The 19590-nt window shown below is 64.3% G+C and carries 14 protein-coding genes and 1 tRNA gene; 10 read left to right on the forward strand and 5 right to left on the reverse strand.

Annotated features, from left to right (window positions below; translation table 11 throughout):
- The first annotated feature begins 24 nt into the window (after positions 1-24).
- Entirely contained in the window at positions 25-849 is an 825-nt protein-coding gene (locus tag CH271_RS27295) for an alpha/beta fold hydrolase (protein WP_094635585.1), read from the forward strand.
- On the opposite strand, the gene CH271_RS27300 is transcribed toward CH271_RS27295, so the two are convergent.
- Entirely contained in the window at positions 846-2168 is a 1323-nt protein-coding gene (locus CH271_RS27300) for an MFS transporter (RefSeq protein ID WP_094635586.1), read from the reverse strand. The two genes, CH271_RS27295 and CH271_RS27300, sit on opposite strands and share 4 nt — an antisense overlap.
- 83 nt (positions 2169-2251) lie before the next feature.
- Between CH271_RS27300 and CH271_RS27305 the strand changes: the two genes are divergently transcribed.
- From CH271_RS27305 to cmrA, 3 genes are read left to right on the forward strand one after another with little or no spacing between them, the layout of a single operon-like run.
- On the forward strand, positions 2252-2779 hold the full coding sequence (locus tag CH271_RS27305) for a PadR family transcriptional regulator (RefSeq protein ID WP_094635587.1): 528 nt from the start codon (positions 2252-2254) through the stop codon (positions 2777-2779).
- On the forward strand, positions 2776-4821 hold the full coding sequence (locus CH271_RS27310) for an NADPH-dependent 2,4-dienoyl-CoA reductase (protein ID WP_037193203.1): 2046 nt from the start codon (positions 2776-2778) through the stop codon (positions 4819-4821). The genes CH271_RS27305 and CH271_RS27310 overlap by 4 nt, the downstream gene beginning before the upstream one ends.
- 23 nt (positions 4822-4844) lie before the next feature.
- Entirely contained in the window at positions 4845-5648 is an 804-nt protein-coding gene (cmrA, locus tag CH271_RS27315) for a mycolate reductase (protein WP_094635588.1), read from the forward strand.
- A 48-nt stretch (positions 5649-5696) separates the two neighbouring features.
- Here cmrA and CH271_RS27320 read toward each other — a convergent pair whose 3' ends face one another.
- On the reverse strand, positions 5697-7421 hold the full coding sequence (locus CH271_RS27320) for a helicase HerA-like domain-containing protein (protein ID WP_094635672.1): 1725 nt from the start codon (positions 7419-7421) through the stop codon (positions 5697-5699).
- Positions 7422-7516: 95 nt separating this feature from the next.
- Between CH271_RS27320 and orn the strand changes: the two genes are divergently transcribed.
- From orn to CH271_RS27335, 3 genes are all read left to right on the forward strand, one after another.
- On the forward strand, positions 7517-8128 hold the full coding sequence (gene orn / locus CH271_RS27325; protein ID WP_094635673.1) for an oligoribonuclease: 612 nt from the start codon (positions 7517-7519) through the stop codon (positions 8126-8128).
- A gap of 78 nt (positions 8129-8206) precedes the next feature.
- Positions 8207-8282, forward strand: a tRNA-His gene (locus tag CH271_RS27330).
- Positions 8283-8594: 312 nt separating this feature from the next.
- Positions 8595-9356, forward strand: a complete 762-nt coding sequence (locus CH271_RS27335) for a M23 family metallopeptidase (protein ID WP_037193207.1) — start codon at positions 8595-8597, stop codon at positions 9354-9356.
- A gap of 19 nt (positions 9357-9375) precedes the next feature.
- Here CH271_RS27335 and CH271_RS27340 read toward each other — a convergent pair whose 3' ends face one another.
- Positions 9376-10569, reverse strand: a complete 1194-nt coding sequence (locus CH271_RS27340) for a L,D-transpeptidase (protein WP_037193631.1) — start codon at positions 10567-10569, stop codon at positions 9376-9378.
- Between the two features lie 259 nt (positions 10570-10828).
- Here CH271_RS27340 and CH271_RS27345 point away from each other — a divergent pair, with 259 nt between their 5' ends.
- A complete protein-coding gene (locus tag CH271_RS27345; RefSeq protein ID WP_094635674.1) occupies positions 10829-14974 on the forward strand; it encodes a bifunctional nitrate reductase/sulfite reductase flavoprotein subunit alpha in 4146 nt (1381 codons plus the stop codon).
- Here CH271_RS27345 and CH271_RS27350 read toward each other — a convergent pair.
- Both CH271_RS27350 and CH271_RS27355 read right to left on the reverse strand, forming a co-directional pair.
- Positions 14968-15888, reverse strand: coding sequence for an alpha/beta hydrolase (locus tag CH271_RS27350; protein WP_094635675.1), 921 nt, complete (start codon positions 15886-15888; stop codon positions 14968-14970). The two genes, CH271_RS27345 and CH271_RS27350, sit on opposite strands and share 7 nt — an antisense overlap.
- A gap of 43 nt (positions 15889-15931) precedes the next feature.
- Positions 15932-17050, reverse strand: coding sequence for an endo-1,4-beta-xylanase (locus tag CH271_RS27355; protein WP_094635589.1), 1119 nt, complete (start codon positions 17048-17050; stop codon positions 15932-15934).
- A 169-nt stretch (positions 17051-17219) separates the two neighbouring features.
- On the opposite strand from CH271_RS27355, the gene CH271_RS27360 reads away from it, so the two are divergent.
- Both CH271_RS27360 and CH271_RS27365 read left to right on the forward strand, forming a co-directional pair.
- The gene (locus CH271_RS27360) at positions 17220-17927 is read left to right on the forward strand and encodes a GAF domain-containing protein (protein ID WP_094635590.1); all 708 of its coding nucleotides are present in this window, start codon (positions 17220-17222) and stop codon (positions 17925-17927) included.
- Between the two features lie 196 nt (positions 17928-18123).
- Complete coding sequence (locus tag CH271_RS27365) at positions 18124-19563, forward strand: sugar transferase (RefSeq protein ID WP_256986566.1); 1440 nt, start codon at positions 18124-18126, stop codon at positions 19561-19563.
- The last annotated feature ends 27 nt before the right edge of the window (positions 19564-19590 follow it).

The raw sequence follows: 19590 nt of genomic DNA on the forward strand, positions 1-19590 counted from the left end.
CGAGAACGAGACGGCCACGAAGGGATGTTCATGACCGAGGTAAGTGTCGGCGAGTACGTGTTCGACGTTGCGATGTCGGGACCACCGGACGGTGTTCCGGTGGTTGCGCTGCACGGCTTTCCGCAGACCAACGCATCGTGGACCGCGGTGACACCCGGCTTGGTCGGCGCAGGTTGTCGCGTGATCGCCCCGAACCAGCGGGGCTACTCCCCCGGTGCCCGTCCGATCGGCGTCGAGCACTATCGCATCGAACGTCTCACCGGTGACGTCCTCGCCCTGCTCGACGTACTCGATCTCCCGTCGGCGCACCTGGTCGGACACGACTGGGGTGCGGTGGTCGCCTGGCATGTCGCAGCCGAGCATCCGGACCGCGTCCGCACTCTCACGGCGGCGTCGGTCCCGCACTCGGCCGCGTTCAACTGGGCCATCCGCGAGGATCCGGATCAGCAGGAGCGGTCGCAGTACTTCGGCCTGCTTCGAGAACCGGAGAAGGCCGAGCGAGTTCTGGTCGAGAACGGTGCACAGCGTCTGCGCGCGATGTTCGGTGCGGACAGCCTCGACGACGAATACGTTCGGCACCTCACCGTCCCCGGGGCGCTGACGGCCGCATCGAGCTGGTACGCCGCGATGACCAAGGAGTTCGCGAACCTTCCTCCGGTGACCGTCCCCACCACCTACGTCTGGAGCAACGGCGACACAGCCATCGGCCGAGCGGGAGCGGAGCGCTGCGGCGAATTCGTCGATGCGCCGTACCGATTCGTCGAACTCGACGGCATCTCGCACTGGATCCCGGAAGAAGCGCCCGAGGAACTGACGGCCGAGATCCTGGCCCGTATCGACTCCGTCTAGACCCGCTCCGGAGCCCGCACCTTCAGCAGCGCCAGCAGTCCGGCAGCGAGGACGATGATCAGCCCGGCAATACCGGCGCGGTCGGAGTCGAACATCCACACGAACAGACCGAACAGCGACGGCGCGAGGAACGACGCGGCGCGTCCCGTCGTCGCGAACAGCCCGAAGAACTGACCTTCTCGTCCCGGTGGAGCCAGCCGCGCCAGGAACATGCGCGCGGACGACTGCGCCGGTCCGACGAACAGGCACAGGATCAGCCCGAAGATCCAGAACATCGTCGGTCCCGAGACGAACAGCAGAATTGTCCCGGCGGCGATCATGCAGGTGAGGGAGAAGACGATGACTTTCTTCGGCCCGATTCTGTCGTCGAACCGTCCGGCGACGATGGCTCCGAGACCCGCGATGACGTTGGCGGCGACGCCGAACAGCAGGACGTCGCCCGCACCGATGCCGTAGACGCTGACGGCGAGCACGGCCCCGAAGGTGAAGACGCCCGCCAGTCCGTCCCGGAACAGTGCACTGGCTATCAAGTAGTGGACGGCGCGGCGGTCCGCGCTCCACAGCTCACGGACATCGCGAAACAGCACCCGGTACGAGGCCGCGAATCCGGCCTCGGCGGCCTTGGGATCGGCGGCGGCCCGCGGTACCTCGGGAACGGCGAACATCACCGGGATGGCCGAGACGGCGAACCACACGGCGGCGAGCAGAGCGACGAGCCGAATGTTCAGTCCGCCGTCGGTGCTCAGACCCAGAACACCGCGGGTGTCGCCGTCCCCTGCAATGAAACCGACGTAGCACAGGAGCAGCAGTACGATTCCACCGAAATAGCCCATGGACCAACCGAACCCGGATACGCGGCCGATGTTCGCCGGCGTGGAGACCTGCCGCAGCATCGAGTTGTACGGGATGCTGGCCAGCTCGAACATGATCGATCCGAGACCGAGCAGCAACAGGCCCAGCCACAGATAGTGGTAGTCGTCCTTGACGAAGAACAGGCCGGCCATGACGACGACCGTCAGTGAGGTCAACACCCCGAGCAGCCACTTGCGCTTGCCGCGCGCGTCGAAGTATTGCCCGCACACCGGCGCGAGGAGTGCGATGACGACGCTGGACACGGCAATCGTCCAGCTGAACCAGGTGGTGGCCGAGATCGAACCGGGCAGGTCGTCGCCGACGGCGTCGGTGAGATACACCGAGAACACGAACGTGAGAACAACGGCGTTGAACGCCGCCGAGCCCCAGTCCCAGAACCCCCAGGCGGTGACCTGCTTACGCGTTGTGGCGACTCCGACGACAGCGGCCTCCGGCTGGGTTCCCATGGTTGCCAACACTAGACCGCGGCGTCGTCGGGTTTTACTGCACCTAGTTGCATAGTCACCGTGTTGCATACATACTCTCGGGTGTGGCTTTGGAACACGCGATTCTGGTTTCCCTCACCGAGCTCAGCGGCTCGGGATACGAACTCGCCCGCCGCTTCGACAAGTCCATCGGATTCTTCTGGAGCGCAACGCATCAGCAGATCTACCGGACGTTGACGCGGATGGACGGAGCCGGGTGGATCACCGGTGAGGCAGTCGCGCAGGACGGTCGACCCGACAAGAAGGTCTACTCCGTCAGCGCTGCGGGTCGCGCCGAGCTCGATCGCTGGATCGCCGCGCCGACCGATCCCTCGCAGTTACGCGAGGAGCTCGCCGTCAAGATCCGCGGTGCCGCCAACGGTGACATCGATGCCCTCAAGGCCGAAGTTGCCCGCCATCGCGATGTCCATGCCACCCGCCTCGATGTCTACCGACTGATCGAGAAGCAGGATTTTCCGGCCCCCGCTGCCCTCACCGGCACCGCGTTGCATCAATACCTGGTGCTGCGCGGCGGAATTCGCGTCGAAGAAGGATTCACCGAGTGGTGCACCGAGGTATTGGAGAAGCTGTGAAGACCGAGCAGACCGCTGGCCCGTATCCGATTCTGTTGTCGCCGTTGAATGTCGGCGCAACCACGCTGAAGAACCGCGTGATCATGGGATCGATTCACACCGGCCTCGAAGATCGCGCCCGCGACACCGGACGCCTGGCTGCCTATTTCGCCGAGCGTGCCCGCGGCGGAGTCGCACTCATCATCACCGGGGGTTATGCCCCCAATCGCACCGGTTGGCTGTTGCCGTTCGGAGCCAAGCTGACCAATCGGATCGAAGCCCGTCGGCATCGCCGGATCACCGCGGCCGTCCATCGCGAAGGTGGCAAGATCGCACTGCAGATCCTGCATGCCGGACGCTATTCCTATCAGCCGCTGAGCGTGTCGGCGTCGTCGATCAAGGCTCCCATCAATCCTTTTCGGCCGCGGCGACTGACATCGAGGGGCGTCCGCTGGCAGATCCGCAACTACGTACGCTGCGCCCGGCTCGCCCAGAGCGCCGGCTACGACGGCGTCGAGATCATGGGCGGTGAGGGCTACTTCATCAACCAGTTCCTCTCCGAACGCACCAACAAGCGACGCGACGAGTGGGGCGGTTCGGCGGAGAATCGCCGTCGGATTGCCGTCGAGATCGTGCGGCAGACGAGGGCAGCCGTCGGCCCCGACTTCCTCATCGTGTTCCGGCTGTCGATGGCCGACCTCGTGGAACAGGGCCAGAGCTGGCCTGACATCGTCGCGCTGGCGGAGGACGTCGAGGCTGCGGGCGCGAACATCATCAACACCGATATCGGCTGGCACGAGTCGCGGGTGCCGACCATCGTCACCTCGGTGCCGCGCGCTGCATTCGCGGACATCACCGGCAAACTCGAGAAGCACGTGGCCATCCCCGTCGCCGCGTCCAATCGCATCAACATGCCCGAGATCGCCGAGAACATTCTGGCTCGCGGCGACGCGCAATTGATCGCGATGGCCAGGCCGATGCTGGCCGATCCGTTCTGGGTCGAGAAAGCCGCCACCGACAACGCCGACCAGATCAACACGTGCATCGCGTGCAATCAGGCCTGCCTGGACCACGCCTTCGTCCACAAGAAGGTCTCGTGCCTGGTCAACCCGCGTGCCGGACGCGAGATCGACCTGCAGCTACTGCCGACCAAGAGGACCAAGAAGGTTGCGGTCGTCGGAGCCGGACCCGCAGGCCTGGCCGCCGCACTCAATCTCGCGCAGCGCGGACACGCCGTCAGCCTGTTCGAGGCCAGAGCAGAAATCGGCGGGCAGTTCGGAATCGCGCGACTGATTCCCGGCAAGGAGGAGTTCGCCGAAACGATCCGGTACTTCTCCAGCGCACTTCGTAGCGCGGACGTCGCCGTTCACCTCGGCACCCGAGTCACCGCCGCCGAACTCGTCGCAGGCGAGTTCGACGAGGTGGTGCTCGCCACCGGCGTCACCCCCCGGATTCCCCGTATCCCCGGCATCGAGCACCCGTCGGTGCTGTCGTACGCGGAACTGGTGCGCGACGGCAAGCCCGTCGGCGATCGGGTCGCGGTCATCGGAGCCGGCGGTATCGGTATCGACATCTCCGAGTTCCTCACCACCGACGCCTCCCCCACGTTGGATCTGAAGGAATGGAAGCAGGAGTGGGGCGTCACCGAGCCCGAGGCCGCGCCGGGGGCGTTGACCACACCGGTGCCCGCGCAGTCACCGCGCGAGGTGTATCTGCTGCAGCGCAAGCCGGGACGCATCGGCGCAGGCCTGGCCAAGACGACCGGCTGGGTCCATCGCGCTGCACTGAAATCCAAAGGCGTGCATCAGCTTTCGGGTGTCAACTACGAGAAGATCGACGACGCGGGGCTGCACATCTCGTTCGGCGAGAAGCACGAACGTCCGCGCGTTCTCGAGGTGGACACCATCGTGATCTGCGCGGGCCAGGAGTCGGTTCGCGACCTGGTCGACGAACTGAAGGCCGCGGGCACCGCAACGCACATCATCGGCGGTGCGGACGTCGCCGCGGAGCTGGACGCCAAGAGGGCCATCGAGCAAGGCACCCGGCTCGCGGCCACGATCTGATCTGTCCGCTAGCCTGTCTCACCGTGAGCCTGCCCAAGCCCAGCCCCGATGCCCGCGCCGTCGTCACCGGAGCCTCCTCCGGCATCGGTGAAGCCCTGGCCACCGAACTCGCCGCCCGTGGTCACTCGCTGATCGTGGTGGCCCGACGCGGCGAACTGCTCGAGGCGCTGGCCGCGAAGCTCACGGCCGAGCACAACGTTGCCGTCGAGGTGCGTCAGTCGGATCTGTCGAACCGCGAGCAGCGCCAGGAGCTGGTCACCGAACTGTCCGAGCGTGAGATCTCGATCCTGTGCAACAACGCAGGCATCGCGACGTTCGGACCGGTGGCCGGGCTCGATCCCGCGTACGAGCGCGATCAGGTGGAGCTCAATGCCGTTGCCGTACACGATCTCACGCTCGCGGTCATGCCCGGCATGATCGGTCGCGGAGCAGGCGGCATCCTCATCACCGGATCTGCGGCCGGCAATATGGCCATCCCCAACAATGCGACGTACGCGGCAACCAAGGCCTTCGTCAACACGTTCTCGGAGTCACTGCGCGGTGAGCTCGCGGGCACCGGCGTCAACGTCACACTGCTCGCTCCGGGCCCGGTTCGCACCGAGACACCGGACCCGGCCGATGCGTCGATCGTGGACAAGATGGTTCCCGACTTCCTGTGGATCGACAGCGCCTACACCGCGAAGCTGTCGCTGGACGGCCTGGCGAAGAACAAGATGCGCGTCGTGCCCGGCCTGCTGAGCAAGGGCATGTCGGTCGCCGGGCAGTACAGCCCGCGCAGCATCTCCGCGCCGATCATCGGCAGCTTCTACAAGAAGCTCGGCAACTGATACCCGAATCCTGGTCGTTCCGCGGGCTCAACTCCCGACTGAGCAAGCTCAGCGGCGTCGACGGCGTCCGGTTCCGAAGATGCTGCGCGAGATCTCGCGGCCGGCCGCCGAGGCAGCCGATCGTAGGAAGCTCTTGACTGCTGGGTTGCCCATGATGCGCTCCGCGGCCGACGGCCCGTCCGGCTCGCTCGGAGGCAGATCGGGCAGATCCGCAGGCAGGAGCGGGATGTCGAACTTCTCGGCCGGAGCTGGCACGTTCGCCACCCGCGCGTTCATGCGCTCGTAGGCGGACTCGCGGTCGATGGTCTCCCGGTACTTCGCGGACAGCGTGCTCGACGACGCGGCCGCCGCGATGGCGTCGTTGCCGATGGTGTCCATCAGGGAGCGCGGCGGGCGGATCTTCGTCCACGCCACGGGTGTCGGGGCACCCTTCTCCGAGAGCACCGTCACGATGGCTTCGCCGGTCCCCAACGACGTCAGTGCTTTTTCGAGGTCGTACGCGTCGGTCTTGGGGTATGTGCGCACCGTCTTGTTCAACGCCTTCTGGTCATCGGGCGTGAAGGCGCGCAGAGCATGCTGAATACGTGCGCCCAGTTGTGAGAGCACGTCGTTGGGAACGTCGGTGGGCAGCTGCGTGCAGAAGAAGACACCGACGCCCTTCGATCGGATGAGCTTGACGGTCTGCTCCACCTGCTGCAGGAACGCCTTGGACGCATCGGCGAACAGCAGGTGTGCCTCGTCGAAGATGAAGACCAGTTTGGGCTTGTCGATATCACCGACCTCGGGAAGCGTCTGGAACAGGTCGGCGAGCACCCACATCAGGAAGGTGGAGAACATCACCGGACGTGACGCCTGCGCCCCGAGCTCGAAGAGCGTGATGACCCCTCTGCCGTCCGGTCCGACGCGCAGCAGATCCTCGGTCTCGAGTTCCGGCTCACCGAAGAAGGTGTCTCCTCCGTCTGCTTCGAGGTTGACCAGCGCGCGCAGAATGACGCCTGCGGTGGCCGAGGAGACCCCGCCGATGCCTTTCAGGTCGGCTTTGCCCTCGTCACTGGTCAGGTGCATGATCACCGATCGCAGGTCTTTGAGATCGAGCAGGGCGAGCCCCTGGGAGTCGGACCAGTGGAAGATCAGACCGAGGGTCGATTCTTGAGTATTGTTCAGCCCCAACACTTTGCTCAGCAGAATCGGACCGAACGCCGTGATGGTGGCGCGGACCGGCACTCCGATTCCCTCGGTGCCGAGAGAAAGAAACTCCACCGGGTGTCCGGTCGGAGCCCAGTCCGTCAGACCGGTGTCCGCAGCGCGGCTGCGAATCTTCTCGTTGTCCTCCCCCGGCGCGGACAGTCCCGACAGATCGCCTTTGCCATCGGCCATGACGACGGGAACCCCTGCCGCAGAAAGTTGTTCGGCAATACCCTGCAGGGTCTTGGTCTTACCGGTTCCGGTGGCCCCGGCAACGAGACCGTGCCTGTTCAACGTCGCCAACGGAATTCGGATACGAGCAGCCGGATCGGTGACGCCGTCGAGAACCACGGTTCCCAGCTCCAAAGCTGCACCCGCAGAGGCATATCCGGCCGAGATCTCGGCAGCCTTACCGTTCGCAGTCGGTGTCGACCCTTGTTCCGCGGCAAGCGCCTCGGCCTCGGCCGCGTCCGCTGCTGCCAGCGCTTCGGCCGCCACCCGTGCGGCTTCGACTGCGGCGGCTTTGGCGGCCTTCGCCTTCTCCGCAGGACTGAGCGTGGGTGCCGGCTGCGTCGGGTCGACTGTCATGTCCGCGTCCTCCATGAACGTGTGCTGATGCTGAACTGGTTTCGATCGCCACCGCAAACCCTAGTGGCATCGCAGCTCGCACTAGGGTGGAGCGCGTGCAGGACAAACTCGTATGGATCGATTGTGAAATGACCGGCTTGGACCTGAGCAAGGACAAGTTGATCGAAATTGCGGCGCTGGTGACCGACAGTGAGCTCAACATCCTCGGGGAGGGTGTCGACATCGTCATCCACGCCGACGACGACGCGTTGGCGAACATGCCTGCCGTCGTCACCGACATGCACGCCAAGTCGGGCTTGACCGACGAAGTGCGCGCATCGACGGTGACGCTGGAGGAAGCCGAGCAGCGCGTACTGGCGTACATCAAGGAGCACGTCCCGGTGGCCGGAACTGTCCCGCTCGCGGGAAACTCCATCGGGACCGATCGCGGATTCATCTCTCGCGACATGACCGCGCTCGACACCTACCTCCACTACCGAATGATCGACGTCAGCTCGATCAAGGAACTTTCCCGACGGTGGTACCCACGGATCTACTACGGGCAGCCGGCCAAGGGCCTTGCGCACCGCGCCCTGGCGGACATCAAGGAGTCGATCAAAGAGTTGCAGTACTACCGCCGGACGGCCTTCGTGGCTCCGCCGGGGCCCTCTACCAGCGACATCGCGGCAGTTGTTGCCGAACTCGACACGCAATCGGGGGCGGATTAGCAACCTCGGATTCAACCCGCTAGTATTGTCGACGCTGCTGATGCAGAGCCCAAAAAGGTTCTGCGGACGCGTGCAATGGTGGGCGTAGTTCAGCTGGTAGAGCACCAGGTTGTGATCCTGGATGTCGCGGGTTCGAGTCCCGTCGCTCACCCCATACGAAGAAGGCCGGTCTCCTCGCGAGACCGGCTTTTTTGTGCGTCCATCTCCCGGTCCGTGAGCCTTCCCGGTTCCGACGCGACCACCCTGACCTCGAATTACGTTGTTGTAATTCAACTTTCAGGTTTCCTGTGGGGTTAATGTGACGTACGGTTACCAATGGCACTTTTGGGGAAGAAAAGTACCAATGTGATTCATGTGTTTTCTGTTACGTGAGTTCAGCGTGCCCCGAAGCGTCACCGAACATGTTCTTACGTCCTGCTCGCACCCATCCGACGGTGCGCGGAGGACGCAGACGAGGAGGCTTTTCGTGGGTCGCAGAATGCACAGAGTCATAGCGGGTTCGATCTTGTCGGCAGCACTGTGCATCGGCACAACCGGCTTGCTCAGCCCAGCGGTGGCCACCGCTCAACCCACGATCGAACTCCCCCAGATTCCGATACCGCAGCCCGACGCGCAGCAACGGGCCGCGATTCTCGCTGCTGTCCTGGACGCCACCGGCGTCCTCATCAACCAGGTGGCAGCCATCGTTCTCGACAGCGACGTACTCACCGCACCGGACTCACCGGACGCCCCGAGCACAGTGGACGTACCCGAGATCGAACTCCCGACCGCGGCCCCGACGGTAGGGCTCGGCGGGGCAGTGCTCCCCATCGACGCAGGCAAGTACCGCATCAGTTCGGGCTACGGCGGACGCAACAACCCGACCGGCAACGGAGCGCAGTACCACCAGGGTGTGGACTTCGCGGCAGACAGCGGAACCCCCATCCACGCGGTGACCGGCGGAACCGTCGTTCAGGCCGGAGACGCAGGCGACGGCTACGGCAAGCTCGTCCGGGTCAAGAGTGGCAACACCGAGACGTACTACGGCCACCAGTCCAGCATCGCCGTCGCGGTCGGCGACGAAGTGGCACCGGGCGACGTTCTCGGCGCAGTCGGCAGCACCGGAAATTCGACCGGACCGCATCTGCACTTCGAGGTCCGCAACAATGGTTCGAGCATCGAACCGGTGGCGTACCTGAAGACCCTGGGCATCGATCCCTCGCTGTACCAGACTCGCGACCGAAGCTGATCGGCCGAATCGGGTCCGATCAGACCGTGGTGGCGTTCCCGGCTTTCCACTCGTCCCACGGGACGTTCCAGTCACCGAGGCCGTCGGTACCCGACAGCGTTCCACCGACGGTGTTCTTCACGACGACGATGTCGCCGCGCTTGGTGTTGTCGTAGACCCACTTCGCGTTGGTGGGACTCAGGTTCAGGCACCCGTGCGAGGCATTGGAATAGCCCTGCTGTCCCACCGACCACGGTGCGGAGTGGAAGAAGATGCCGCTGTAGGACATCCGCGTGGCCCAGTCGACCGGAGTGCGGTATCCGCTGGACGAATTCACCGGCACACCGTAGGTCGACGAATCCATCACGAGATGCTCGAAGCGGTCGCCGATGATGTAGACGCCGTTGTCGGTGGGAGTGCTGTCCTTGCCCATCGACGTCGGCATGGTGATGACGTCCTGGCCGTTGACGTTGAACGTCACCTGCTTGGTGTTGTCGTCGGCGGTGGCGATGACGGCGTCACCGATCGTGAACGATGTCGTGGCGTTCTCCTGGCCGAAGATGTCGTCCCCGAGATCGCGCCCGTACACGTCGACCGCCACGTCGACCTTGGTGCCCGGTGCCCAGTAGTTCTGCGGACGCCAGCGAACTTCCTTGTTGTTGACCCAGTAGAACGCGCCCTCGACGGCAGGCGTCGTGGTGACCGTGATGGCGTTCTGCGCGGCGACCTTGTCGGTGATTGGTTCGTCGAACTGAACCGCGACCGGCTGACCGATTCCGACGACGTCGCCGGGGTTCGGCAGAACGTAGGGCTTGGTGAAGTTGCCGGGTTGGCTGGTGGTGAAGCTCGATACCGTGCTCGACGCTCCCCCGAGTCCGTACGCATCGGCCTGGACGCGGTATTCGCGGTCGTAGCCGAGCGGTTCGGTGTTGGTCCACGACAATCCGTCGGGCGAAATGGCTCCGGAGACGGGCTTGCCCTCCGGGTTGAGCATCGTCACCGAGGACAACTTGCCGTCGGCAACCGAGACGGTCACCGGGTCCGCCGGCGAGAATCCGACGGCTCCGTCGAGGACGCTCGACGTCAGCTTCGGCTTCATCAGCTCGGTCATCGGGTTGGAGTCGATCGGAACCGACGGCTCGGAGATGTCCGACGCAGAACTACATCCCGACAGGACTGCCACCGAAGCAACCACTCCCACCGCGGCGAGTACGAATCCGCGATACACCCTCATGAACCACACCACTTCCCACTTCGAGCCCGACCCGGACGATTGTGCCAGCGGAAAATCGGACACTCCACTCGACAGCCCGTTCGATGAGTAACGTTCGAGTACCAATCGCGTACCGGGAAGTTCGTGTTACCTCCCATCCGCCTCTCATCAGCTCCCGAGCGGACATCACCGCCCCTGGCGGGGCACGGTGAGGACAACGTCATATCCGGCTAACTGACGTGTAATGACGGCGCACCCTGGGCCGGGCACTGTGGAATCCATGGTCACCACGGTGAAGACACTCTGCGCGTACTGCGGCGTGGGATGCGGCATGGTGCTCGAGATCGGCGGCCCGACCACATCCTCCGATGCCACCCCGACCAGGCCTGTCGTCACCAAGTCCGTCGGCGACAAGTCCCACCCGGCCAACTTCGGCCGCCTGTGCACCAAGGGAACCACCACCGCGGACATGCTCGCCGGGCCCGGACGGCTCGAGAAGGCCCAGATCAGGCAGCGCTGCGGCGAGCGCCCGGAGAGCACGGACACGTCGGTGGCGATCAACGACACCGCCCGGCGGCTGCGAACCATCATCGACGAACACGGCCCCGATGCGCTCGCGCTGTACGTGTCGGGGCAGATGTCGATCGAAGCCCAGTACCTGTCGAACAAACTCGCCAAGGGATTCATCGGCACCAACCAGATCGAATCCAATTCCCGACTCTGCATGGCGAGCGCAGGAACCGGGTACAAGCAGTCGCTGGGAGCCGACGGTCCGCCCGGGTCGTACCAGGACTTCGACCACGCAGACGTCTTCTTCGTCATCGGCTCCAACATGGCCGACTGTCACCCCATTCTGTTCCTGCGGATGATGGACCGCGTCAAGGCAGGGGCGAAGCTGATCGTCGTCGACCCCCGTCGCACCGCCACCGCCGACAAGGCCCACCTGCATCTGCAACTCGAGCCGGGTTCGGACCTGGCGCTGCTCAACGGACTGCTCGCGCTCATCGTGGAGAACGGCGACATCGACCCCGAGTTCATCGCGGAGTTCACCGACGGGTGGGACGCCATGCCGGACTTCCTCGACGGCTACACCCCGGAGAAGGTCTGCGCCGCAACCGGTCTCGATGAGCAAGACCTGCGAGCCGCGGCCGCGATGATCGGCGGTGCACAGAACTGGATGAGCTGCTGGACGATGGGCCTGAATCAGTCGACGCACGGAACCTGGAACACCAACGCGCTGTGCAACCTCCATCTGGCGACGGGTGCCATCTGCAAGACCGGCAGCGGCCCGTTCTCCCTGACCGGGCAACCGAACGCCATGGGCGGACGGGAAATGGGATACATGGGCCCCGGGCTGCCGGGACAGCGAGCGGTGTTCGACGACGCCGACCGCGAATTCGTCGAGGACCGATGGGGAATTCCGCACGGAACGTTGCGGACCGACGTCGGCGGCGGAACCATCGAGATGTTCTCCAAGCTCGCTGCCGGTGAGATCAAGGCCTGCTGGATCATCTGCACCAATCCGGTTGCCTCGGTGGCCAACCGAACGACGGTGATCGACGGTCTCGAGCGCGCCGAATTGGTCATCACTCAGGATGCGTTCGCCGATACCGAAACCAACGACTACGCCGATGTGATGCTGCCCGCCGCGTTGTGGACGGAAGCGCACGGAGTGATGGTCAATTCCGAACGCAACCTCACGCTGTTCCAACCGGCGGTCGAGGCACCGGGCGGTGCATTGCCGGACTGGAAGATCATCGCCGACATGGCGTGCGCGCTCGGGTATGCCGATGCCTTCACCTATGCGAGTGCCGAGGAGGTGTTCGAGGAGATCAAGCAGTTCTGGAACCCGAACACCGGCTACGACATTCGCGGAGTCACCTACGACCGGTTGCGCGAAAGTCCCATCCAGTGGCCGTGTCCGCCCGACGCGACAACCACTCGGCACCCGATCCGCTACCTCAACGACGGGGTCAGCCAACGGCAACGGGTGTCCGATGACGGTTCGATCCCCGCACTGTCCTTCCCCACCCCGAGCGGTCGAGCCCAGTTCTTCGCCCGGCCCAGCATGCTGCCGGCGGAGATGCCCGACGACGACTACCCGTTTCTACTCAACACCGGACGCCTGCCACACCAGTGGCACACCATGACCAAGACCGGCAAGGTCGCCAAGCTGAACAAACTCGATTCCGGCCCGTTCGTCGAGGTGCACCCACTCGACGCCGAGCGGCTCGGTGTGATCGACGGCGACAGCATCGAGGTCGCGTCCCGCCGAGGCCGAGCCGTCCTCCCAGCCGTCGTCACCGATCGAGTGCTCCCGGGCGGTTGCTTCGCGCCCTTCCACTGGAACGACGAATTCGGTGAGTATCTCGCCATCAATGCCGTCACCAACGACGCCATCGATCCGTATTCTCGACAACCCGAATTCAAGGCGTGTGCAGTCACACTCACCAGAGTTGCTGCAGCCCGATCGCCCTCACCCGTCGGCGACGACCGTTCCCACGATCCGATCGAGGCGCTCGCCTCGATCGTCGGCCGCCCAGCACGTCCGTCGGAACCGCTGACCACCGTCGAACAGCGTTACATCGCAGGATTTCTCGAAGGTCTGGGCAGTGAGGCCGGACGCAGCGCAGCCGGAACGCCCACCCTGCCGTCGCGGACTCCCCTGTCCCCCGAAACCCACGCATGGCTCGACGGTGTTCTCGCCGGACTGTTCTCGCGTAGACCGGACACCGACGGCGCTGCTCCCGGCGTCTCGGCCGATACCGCCGATGCGGGGCGACGCCCGGTGCTGCTGCTCTGGGCCTCGCAGACCGGCACCGCCGAGGAGTACGCCCAGTCCTGCCTTTCCCACCTACGGGGAGCCGGTCTGACGATCGCCGAACACTCGATGGACGGTTTCACCGTCGATCGTCTGCCCGCCGAGGCAGACGTGCTGATCGTGAGCAGTACCACCGGTGACGGCGAAGCGCCCGACAACGGTGAGACGTTCTGGGACAGCCTCGTCGCCGAGTCCGCGGCGACGCTTCCGGAAATCCGTTATGCCGTACTCGCTTTCGGTGACTCGAGCTACGCGGACTTCTGCGGCCACGGCCGCAGGATCGACGAGCGCCTCGCCGAGTTGGGTGCGCAACGGCTGCTCGAGCGGGTCGACTGCGAGCCCGATTACGAGAGCGAGGCCGCGGCGTGGCTCGATGCGGTGGTCGATCGGCTCCGGCACGATGCCGATTCCACCACCACCACCACCGACGACGCACGGGTGGAGTCGGCCGCGCGCACCGTCCCGCAGACCCGAGCGGAGCCGGAGCGGTACAGCAAGAAGTCACCGCTGGTGACGACTCTCGTACGCAATCGAGTACTGACCGCACGCGGATCCGTCAAGGATGTACGCCAGTTCGGATTCCATCTGCCCGACGGGACCCTCGAGTACGAGGTCGGCGACGCGCTCGGAGTATGGCCGCGCAACAGCGACGCCTACGTCGACGAGTGGCTCGAGGCCACCGGCCTGGACCGTGACACCGCTGTCGACCTCGCTGGATACGGCCCGATGTCGCTGCGCACGGCGCTGAGCAGCCATCTCGAAATCGTTCGTGCAACAACGGATCTACTGAAGTTCGTCCACCGACGAACTGCGGACGACGACCTGGAGGCGATGCTGCATCCCGACAACAAGCATGCGCTGTCCGACTGGATGTGGGGTCGCCAGTCGATCGATGTGCTTGCTGCACATCCGGTTCGGGCCTCGGTGGACGACTGGTTGGGAGTCCTCAAACCCTTGCAACCACGGCTGTACTCGATTTCGTCGAGTCCGAAGGAGAACCCCAACGAGGTACAGGTGACTGTCTCGGCGGTGCGGTACAACGTGCACGGAGTTCCCCGGCGCGGGGTGTGCTCGACCTACCTGGCCGACCATGCGTCGAACCACGACGTGGGGATATTCGTGCAGAAGACCTCGCACTTCAAACCGCCGGACGATCCCACCACCCCGATGATCATGGTGGGCCCGGGTACCGGCGTCGCCCCGTTCCGCGCATTCCTGCACGAGCGTCGCGCACTCGGGCACACCGGCCACAATTGGCTGTTCTTCGGTGAACAGCACGCCGACACGGACTTCTACTATCGCGAGGAACTGACGGCGATGCTCGGCGACGGTTCGTTGAACCGGTTGGACGTCGCATTTTCGCGCGATCAGAAGGACAAGGTCTACGTCCAGGATCGAATGCGTGAGCACGGGGCAGAGCTGTGGAACTGGATTCACCGCGGTGCGCACTTCTACGTGTGCGGCGATGCGTCCAGGATGGCCAAGGACGTCGACGCCGCACTGAAGGGCGTGGTGGCACAACACGGCAAGCTCGCGCCGAGCAGTGCCGAGGCCTATGTCAAAGCCCTTGCCGCAGAGAAGCGATACGTACGCGACGTCTACTGAGTCGGCGGAACCGTGCGGGTGAGGAACTCGATCTGGTCCCCCACGACCCGCTCGAACGCCTCGCCCAGGTAGATCTCGAAATGGCCGGCGTCGTATGTCTTGATCTCTCCGTGCGGTGCCGTCCGCGCGTAGCGCAGAGTGGCCTTCGCCGGCGCAACCGAATCCGTCTCGCAGACGACGAACAGGATGGGACAGCGAACGTCCTTTGCCCGACGCCCGGGCCGGTGCCGCACGATCTGCAGCGCGACTCTGGCTGCGACTCGGTTGTGGAACGTTTCGTCGGCGTCCGGCGCGAGCGCGAGGTACCCGTCGTAGCTGTCGGGCGAGGTCATCAGTGCGGTCGTCCCCGGTCGTCCGGCCGTGTTCACCATCAACGGCGGTCGCCCGATCACCGATCCCGCCAGATCGCCGAGAGCCCGGCCGGACAGCTTCGTCGACGTCCAGGTGTTCGACGCGAGTCCGGAGGCAATCCCGTCGGTGAACGGGCACTGCGAGATCACTGCCGCGACCTTCTGGTCTCGGGCAGCGGCGACGATGACGTGACCACCACCGAACGACGAGCCCCACAACACGATTCGCGAGGTGTCCACATCCGAACGGGAACGCGCGTGGTCGATGGCCGATGCCCAGTCCTGCAGCTGTGATTCGATGTCGAGCAACTGCCGTGGCTCGCCTCCGCTGGCCCCGAAGTAGCGATAGTCGAACACCAGGCAGGCGTACCCCGCGGCGCGGAAACGCTCCGCGTAGGCGTCGAGCCGCATTTCCCGAGTTCCGCCGAGGCCATGCGCCATGACCATCACCGGAGCGGGGCCGGTGCCGGTCGGAAGATAGAGCCACGCCGCGCAGACGTCTCCGTGAGAATCGAACGTGACATCGATGCGATCTGGGATCGAGCCCCCCGGCTGCGAATTCATGCGCAGACAGTAGCCCATTGCGGTCGACGGTGGAACAGGTCGACTACCGACCGGAATGCTCCGCGGCGTAGGCGTCGACGCGTCCGTAGGCGATCTTGGGCGTCCAGTCTCTGTGCACCAAACCGAAGTTCTGTTCGGTGTCGGCGGTGTTGGAACCGGCGTCGCGCAGGCTGTAGACGTAGGCCGGTCCGAGCCAGTCGTTGCCGAGGACGGCATCGAGGACGATTCCTATGCTGTCCGATTGCGTCTGCTCGCTGACACTGTTGGGGGCCGTCCCGGTGGGAGCTCCGAACTCGGTGATCCAGATCTGCTTCGCACTGTCGCCACCGGCGACCATGGTGTCTCGCATCGGCCACATCTTCATGGCGGTGTTCCACGACGCCGTGTCCGGGTCGTTGGGTAGATACGGCCACGTGTACGGGTGAACGTTGAAGGCGTCGAAATACTTGTTGGATCCTTGCGCGTACATCTTCGACAGGAACGTCGTACCCGCGATGTTGCCGTCCTTGTCCTCGGAGGGTGCCATCCCGCCTGCAAGCACGGTGGAATCGGGTTGCACTTGCTTGATCACCGTGTAGGTCGCGCGCAGCAGCGCCGAGTACGCCGTTACGTCGGGAGCGGGCTTGAAGAACGTCACGATGTTCGGCTCGTTCCACACTTCCCAGATGTTGATTCGGCTCTGGTATCGCTGAACCACGGTCTTGGCGAACGCCGCGAAGGTGGCGGGGTTCGCAGGACGGGAGTGCGAATCGTTGACGGCAGCAGCCACGCGTGCCCACCTCGGGGTGTACGCGACAATGCCGTGCACGCACATCCCGTGGGCGACAACGGCATCGATCACCCGATCCGTTCGGCTCCAATCGAACTTGCCCCGGGTCGGCTCGATTGCAGACCAGTCGATGTCGAGACGAACAGCGAACGTCCCCGCGTCACGGGCGAGTGTGAGTTCCCGATCGAGATCCGCTGCGGACAGAGCACCTATCGTCGCTCCGGGTGATATTCCGATCCGCACCGCGTCCGATTGCCGAGCACACGAAGGACTACCGCCCGGCGTCTGCTGCTGCCGCAGGACCGATGCAGCAGCGGGCACCGTCCCGGCCGAGAGCGACAACAACACGACCGTCAGTGCCGCAATCGCTCGCCGCGGTGAACTCCGTTTCATCGGCAGATGTTAGCAACTGCCGTGATTCAGAAAACGGGTACCGGCAAAACTTTATTGTTGCTCACTTTGTCTCACTCCTCGGCTGCGGAACATCCCCGGAAATACGAATAGTGGAATGCACCGACTCGAGCGTCGGTGTGACAACTCGGCCTGTACTACCATCTGGACAATGACGACAGGATTTCCCGGTTTCGACGACCGCCTGAACGATGTGCTCGCCCGACAGGCGGACAGATCAGGCCAGTCTCCCGAGGCATACATTCGGCGAGCTGTTGTCGATCGAATCGTGCGAGAACTGTCCGAGGATCCTGATTCCGAGGTCGGTGCGCTTCTCAGAGCATTGGAGGACAGTACCGAGAACGGTGCCGGTCCGGCCGAGCCGACCAGAGAGTCCGGCACCCCGATCGACGACCCGGATCGGCTTGCTGCAGTGGCTCGAACAGGGCTGATGGACACCGGCTCCGATGCCGGATACGACCGGGTCGTCGCCATGGTGGCCGACGCCCTCAGTGCCCCTTCGGCTGCATTCTCGCTCCTCGACGACAGGCGTCAGTACTTCAAGAGTGCCGTCGGGCTTCCCTCGGAACTCGATGGCGCGCAGGAGGTTCCCCTCGAGGGTTCGATCTGCCGATACGTGATCGACACCGGTCGGCCGTTGGTGGTCGAGGACGTTCGATTGCACGATGTACTCAAGGACCATCCTTCGGTACAGGCGAACATGTTGGTCTCGTACCTCAGCGTCCCACTCACCGACGACGACGGTCATTCGGTGGGCACTGTGTGCGTGTGGGATCAGCGACCACGGCAATGGACGACCGGTCACATTCAGATTCTTCAGGACCTTGCCTGGATCATTCGCGAGCGGATACTCGGATAAACGACGCGAATCAATATTCGTTCCGTAATCGGGACTCTCAACAAACTCTTGGTCTTTTTTGCGTGACTCGATCGTTAGCACGCGCCCGTGTCGGTATGAATTGATTGGGATATCTTTACCGAATCCGAATCGATCCGAGCCCCCGGAAGTGGTTGTGCCCCAAATATTGGAACCAGCGCGAATTCGGCCTCGGCCGGTGACAACCGATTCGTCTGCCGTACCGCGAGCTATCGCCGACCGACTCCGAGTCGATCCATGGCACACCGGGGTCACTGTTGCTCTGGATTCGCTCGCTGCCATCGTGGCCGTGGTCGGAGCGTTGCTGTGGCACGCCGGAAATCTCACCGACTCAGGGCTGCTCCCCTGGCTGTTCATACCGTTGCTGATCGGCATCCTGGCCGGCAAGTCCATGTACCGACGAAGCCTCCGCCGCAACTTTCTCGACGAGATCGGGCCGGCAGAAACGGCCGTCGCCTTCGCGTCACTGGCTCTGCTCGTCACGATGTTCCTGTCCGACACCGTCTATCGGCCCAGCGCCATTGTGCTGAGGCTGTGGCTGTTGAGCGCCGTCACGATAGCGCTCGCCCGTCTCGCTCGGGTCGTGCTTCAGCGCGTCATGCGTTCCAAGTACGGATGTGCCGCGCCGACCATCGTCGTCGGCAACGATCCCATCGCCCATCAACTCGCCGCGCGAATGCGCCAGTTCCCCGAGTACGGACTCGCGCCCGTCGGATACGTCGGCGACGCACCGGCAGCCACGCTCGACCCGAGTGACAACGATCCGACGAGCCTGGTTCACCTCGGGATCACGACCGACTTCGAGGCAGTCGCCCGCAGCACCGGGGCCGAGGAACTGATCGTTGCCTTCGCACCGAGTCAGGACAGAGAATTGGTGGCTGCGATCAGGGTTGCGCACCGGCTCGGTATGCGGGTGTGGGTGGTTCCGCGGCTGTACGACACCGTCGGTTTGCACACCCGCATCGAGCACATCGGCGGACTGCCCCTGATGGTCCTTCCACACGTCGACCCCAAGGGCTGGCAGTTCGCCGTGAAGGGGGCTCTCGATCGGATCCTGTCCGCAGTCGGTGTTCTGTTGCTCTCCCCTGTCTTTCTGACTCTCGTACTGCTCGTGCGCCTGAGTTCGCCCGGCCCGATCTTCTTCAAACAGGAGCGAATCGGCCGCGACGGACTGCCGTTCGACTGCTTGAAGTTTCGCTCCATGCGCCCTCCCCGTGCGTCCGACGCCGAGTTCGAGCGGAAGGCCGGGGACGCGCCCGGCGGTGTCGAGGGAGTCGACAGACGAACGCGAATCGGCAAGATCATGCGTCAGACCTCGCTGGACGAACTTCCGCAGTTGCTCAACGTACTTCGCGGCGACATGAGCCTGGTCGGCCCGCGACCGGAGCGCCCCGAGTACGTCGATCTCTTCGAGATGCAGATCCGTCGGTACGGAGAGCGGCACCGCGTCAAGGCCGGAGTGACCGGGTGGGCTCAGGTGCACGGCCTGAGGGGCCAGACATCCATCGCGGACCGCGCCGAATGGGACAATTTCTACATCGAGAACTGGTCCGTGTGGCTCGATGTCAAGATTCTGTTTCTCACGGTTCTCGCCGTTCTGAAGCGCGCCGAGGACTGATCGTGGTCCACGCCGAACACGGCCACG

Source organism: Rhodococcus sp. 05-340-2, assembly GCF_002258915.1.
Lineage (GTDB): Bacteria > Actinomycetota > Actinomycetes > Mycobacteriales > Mycobacteriaceae > Rhodococcoides.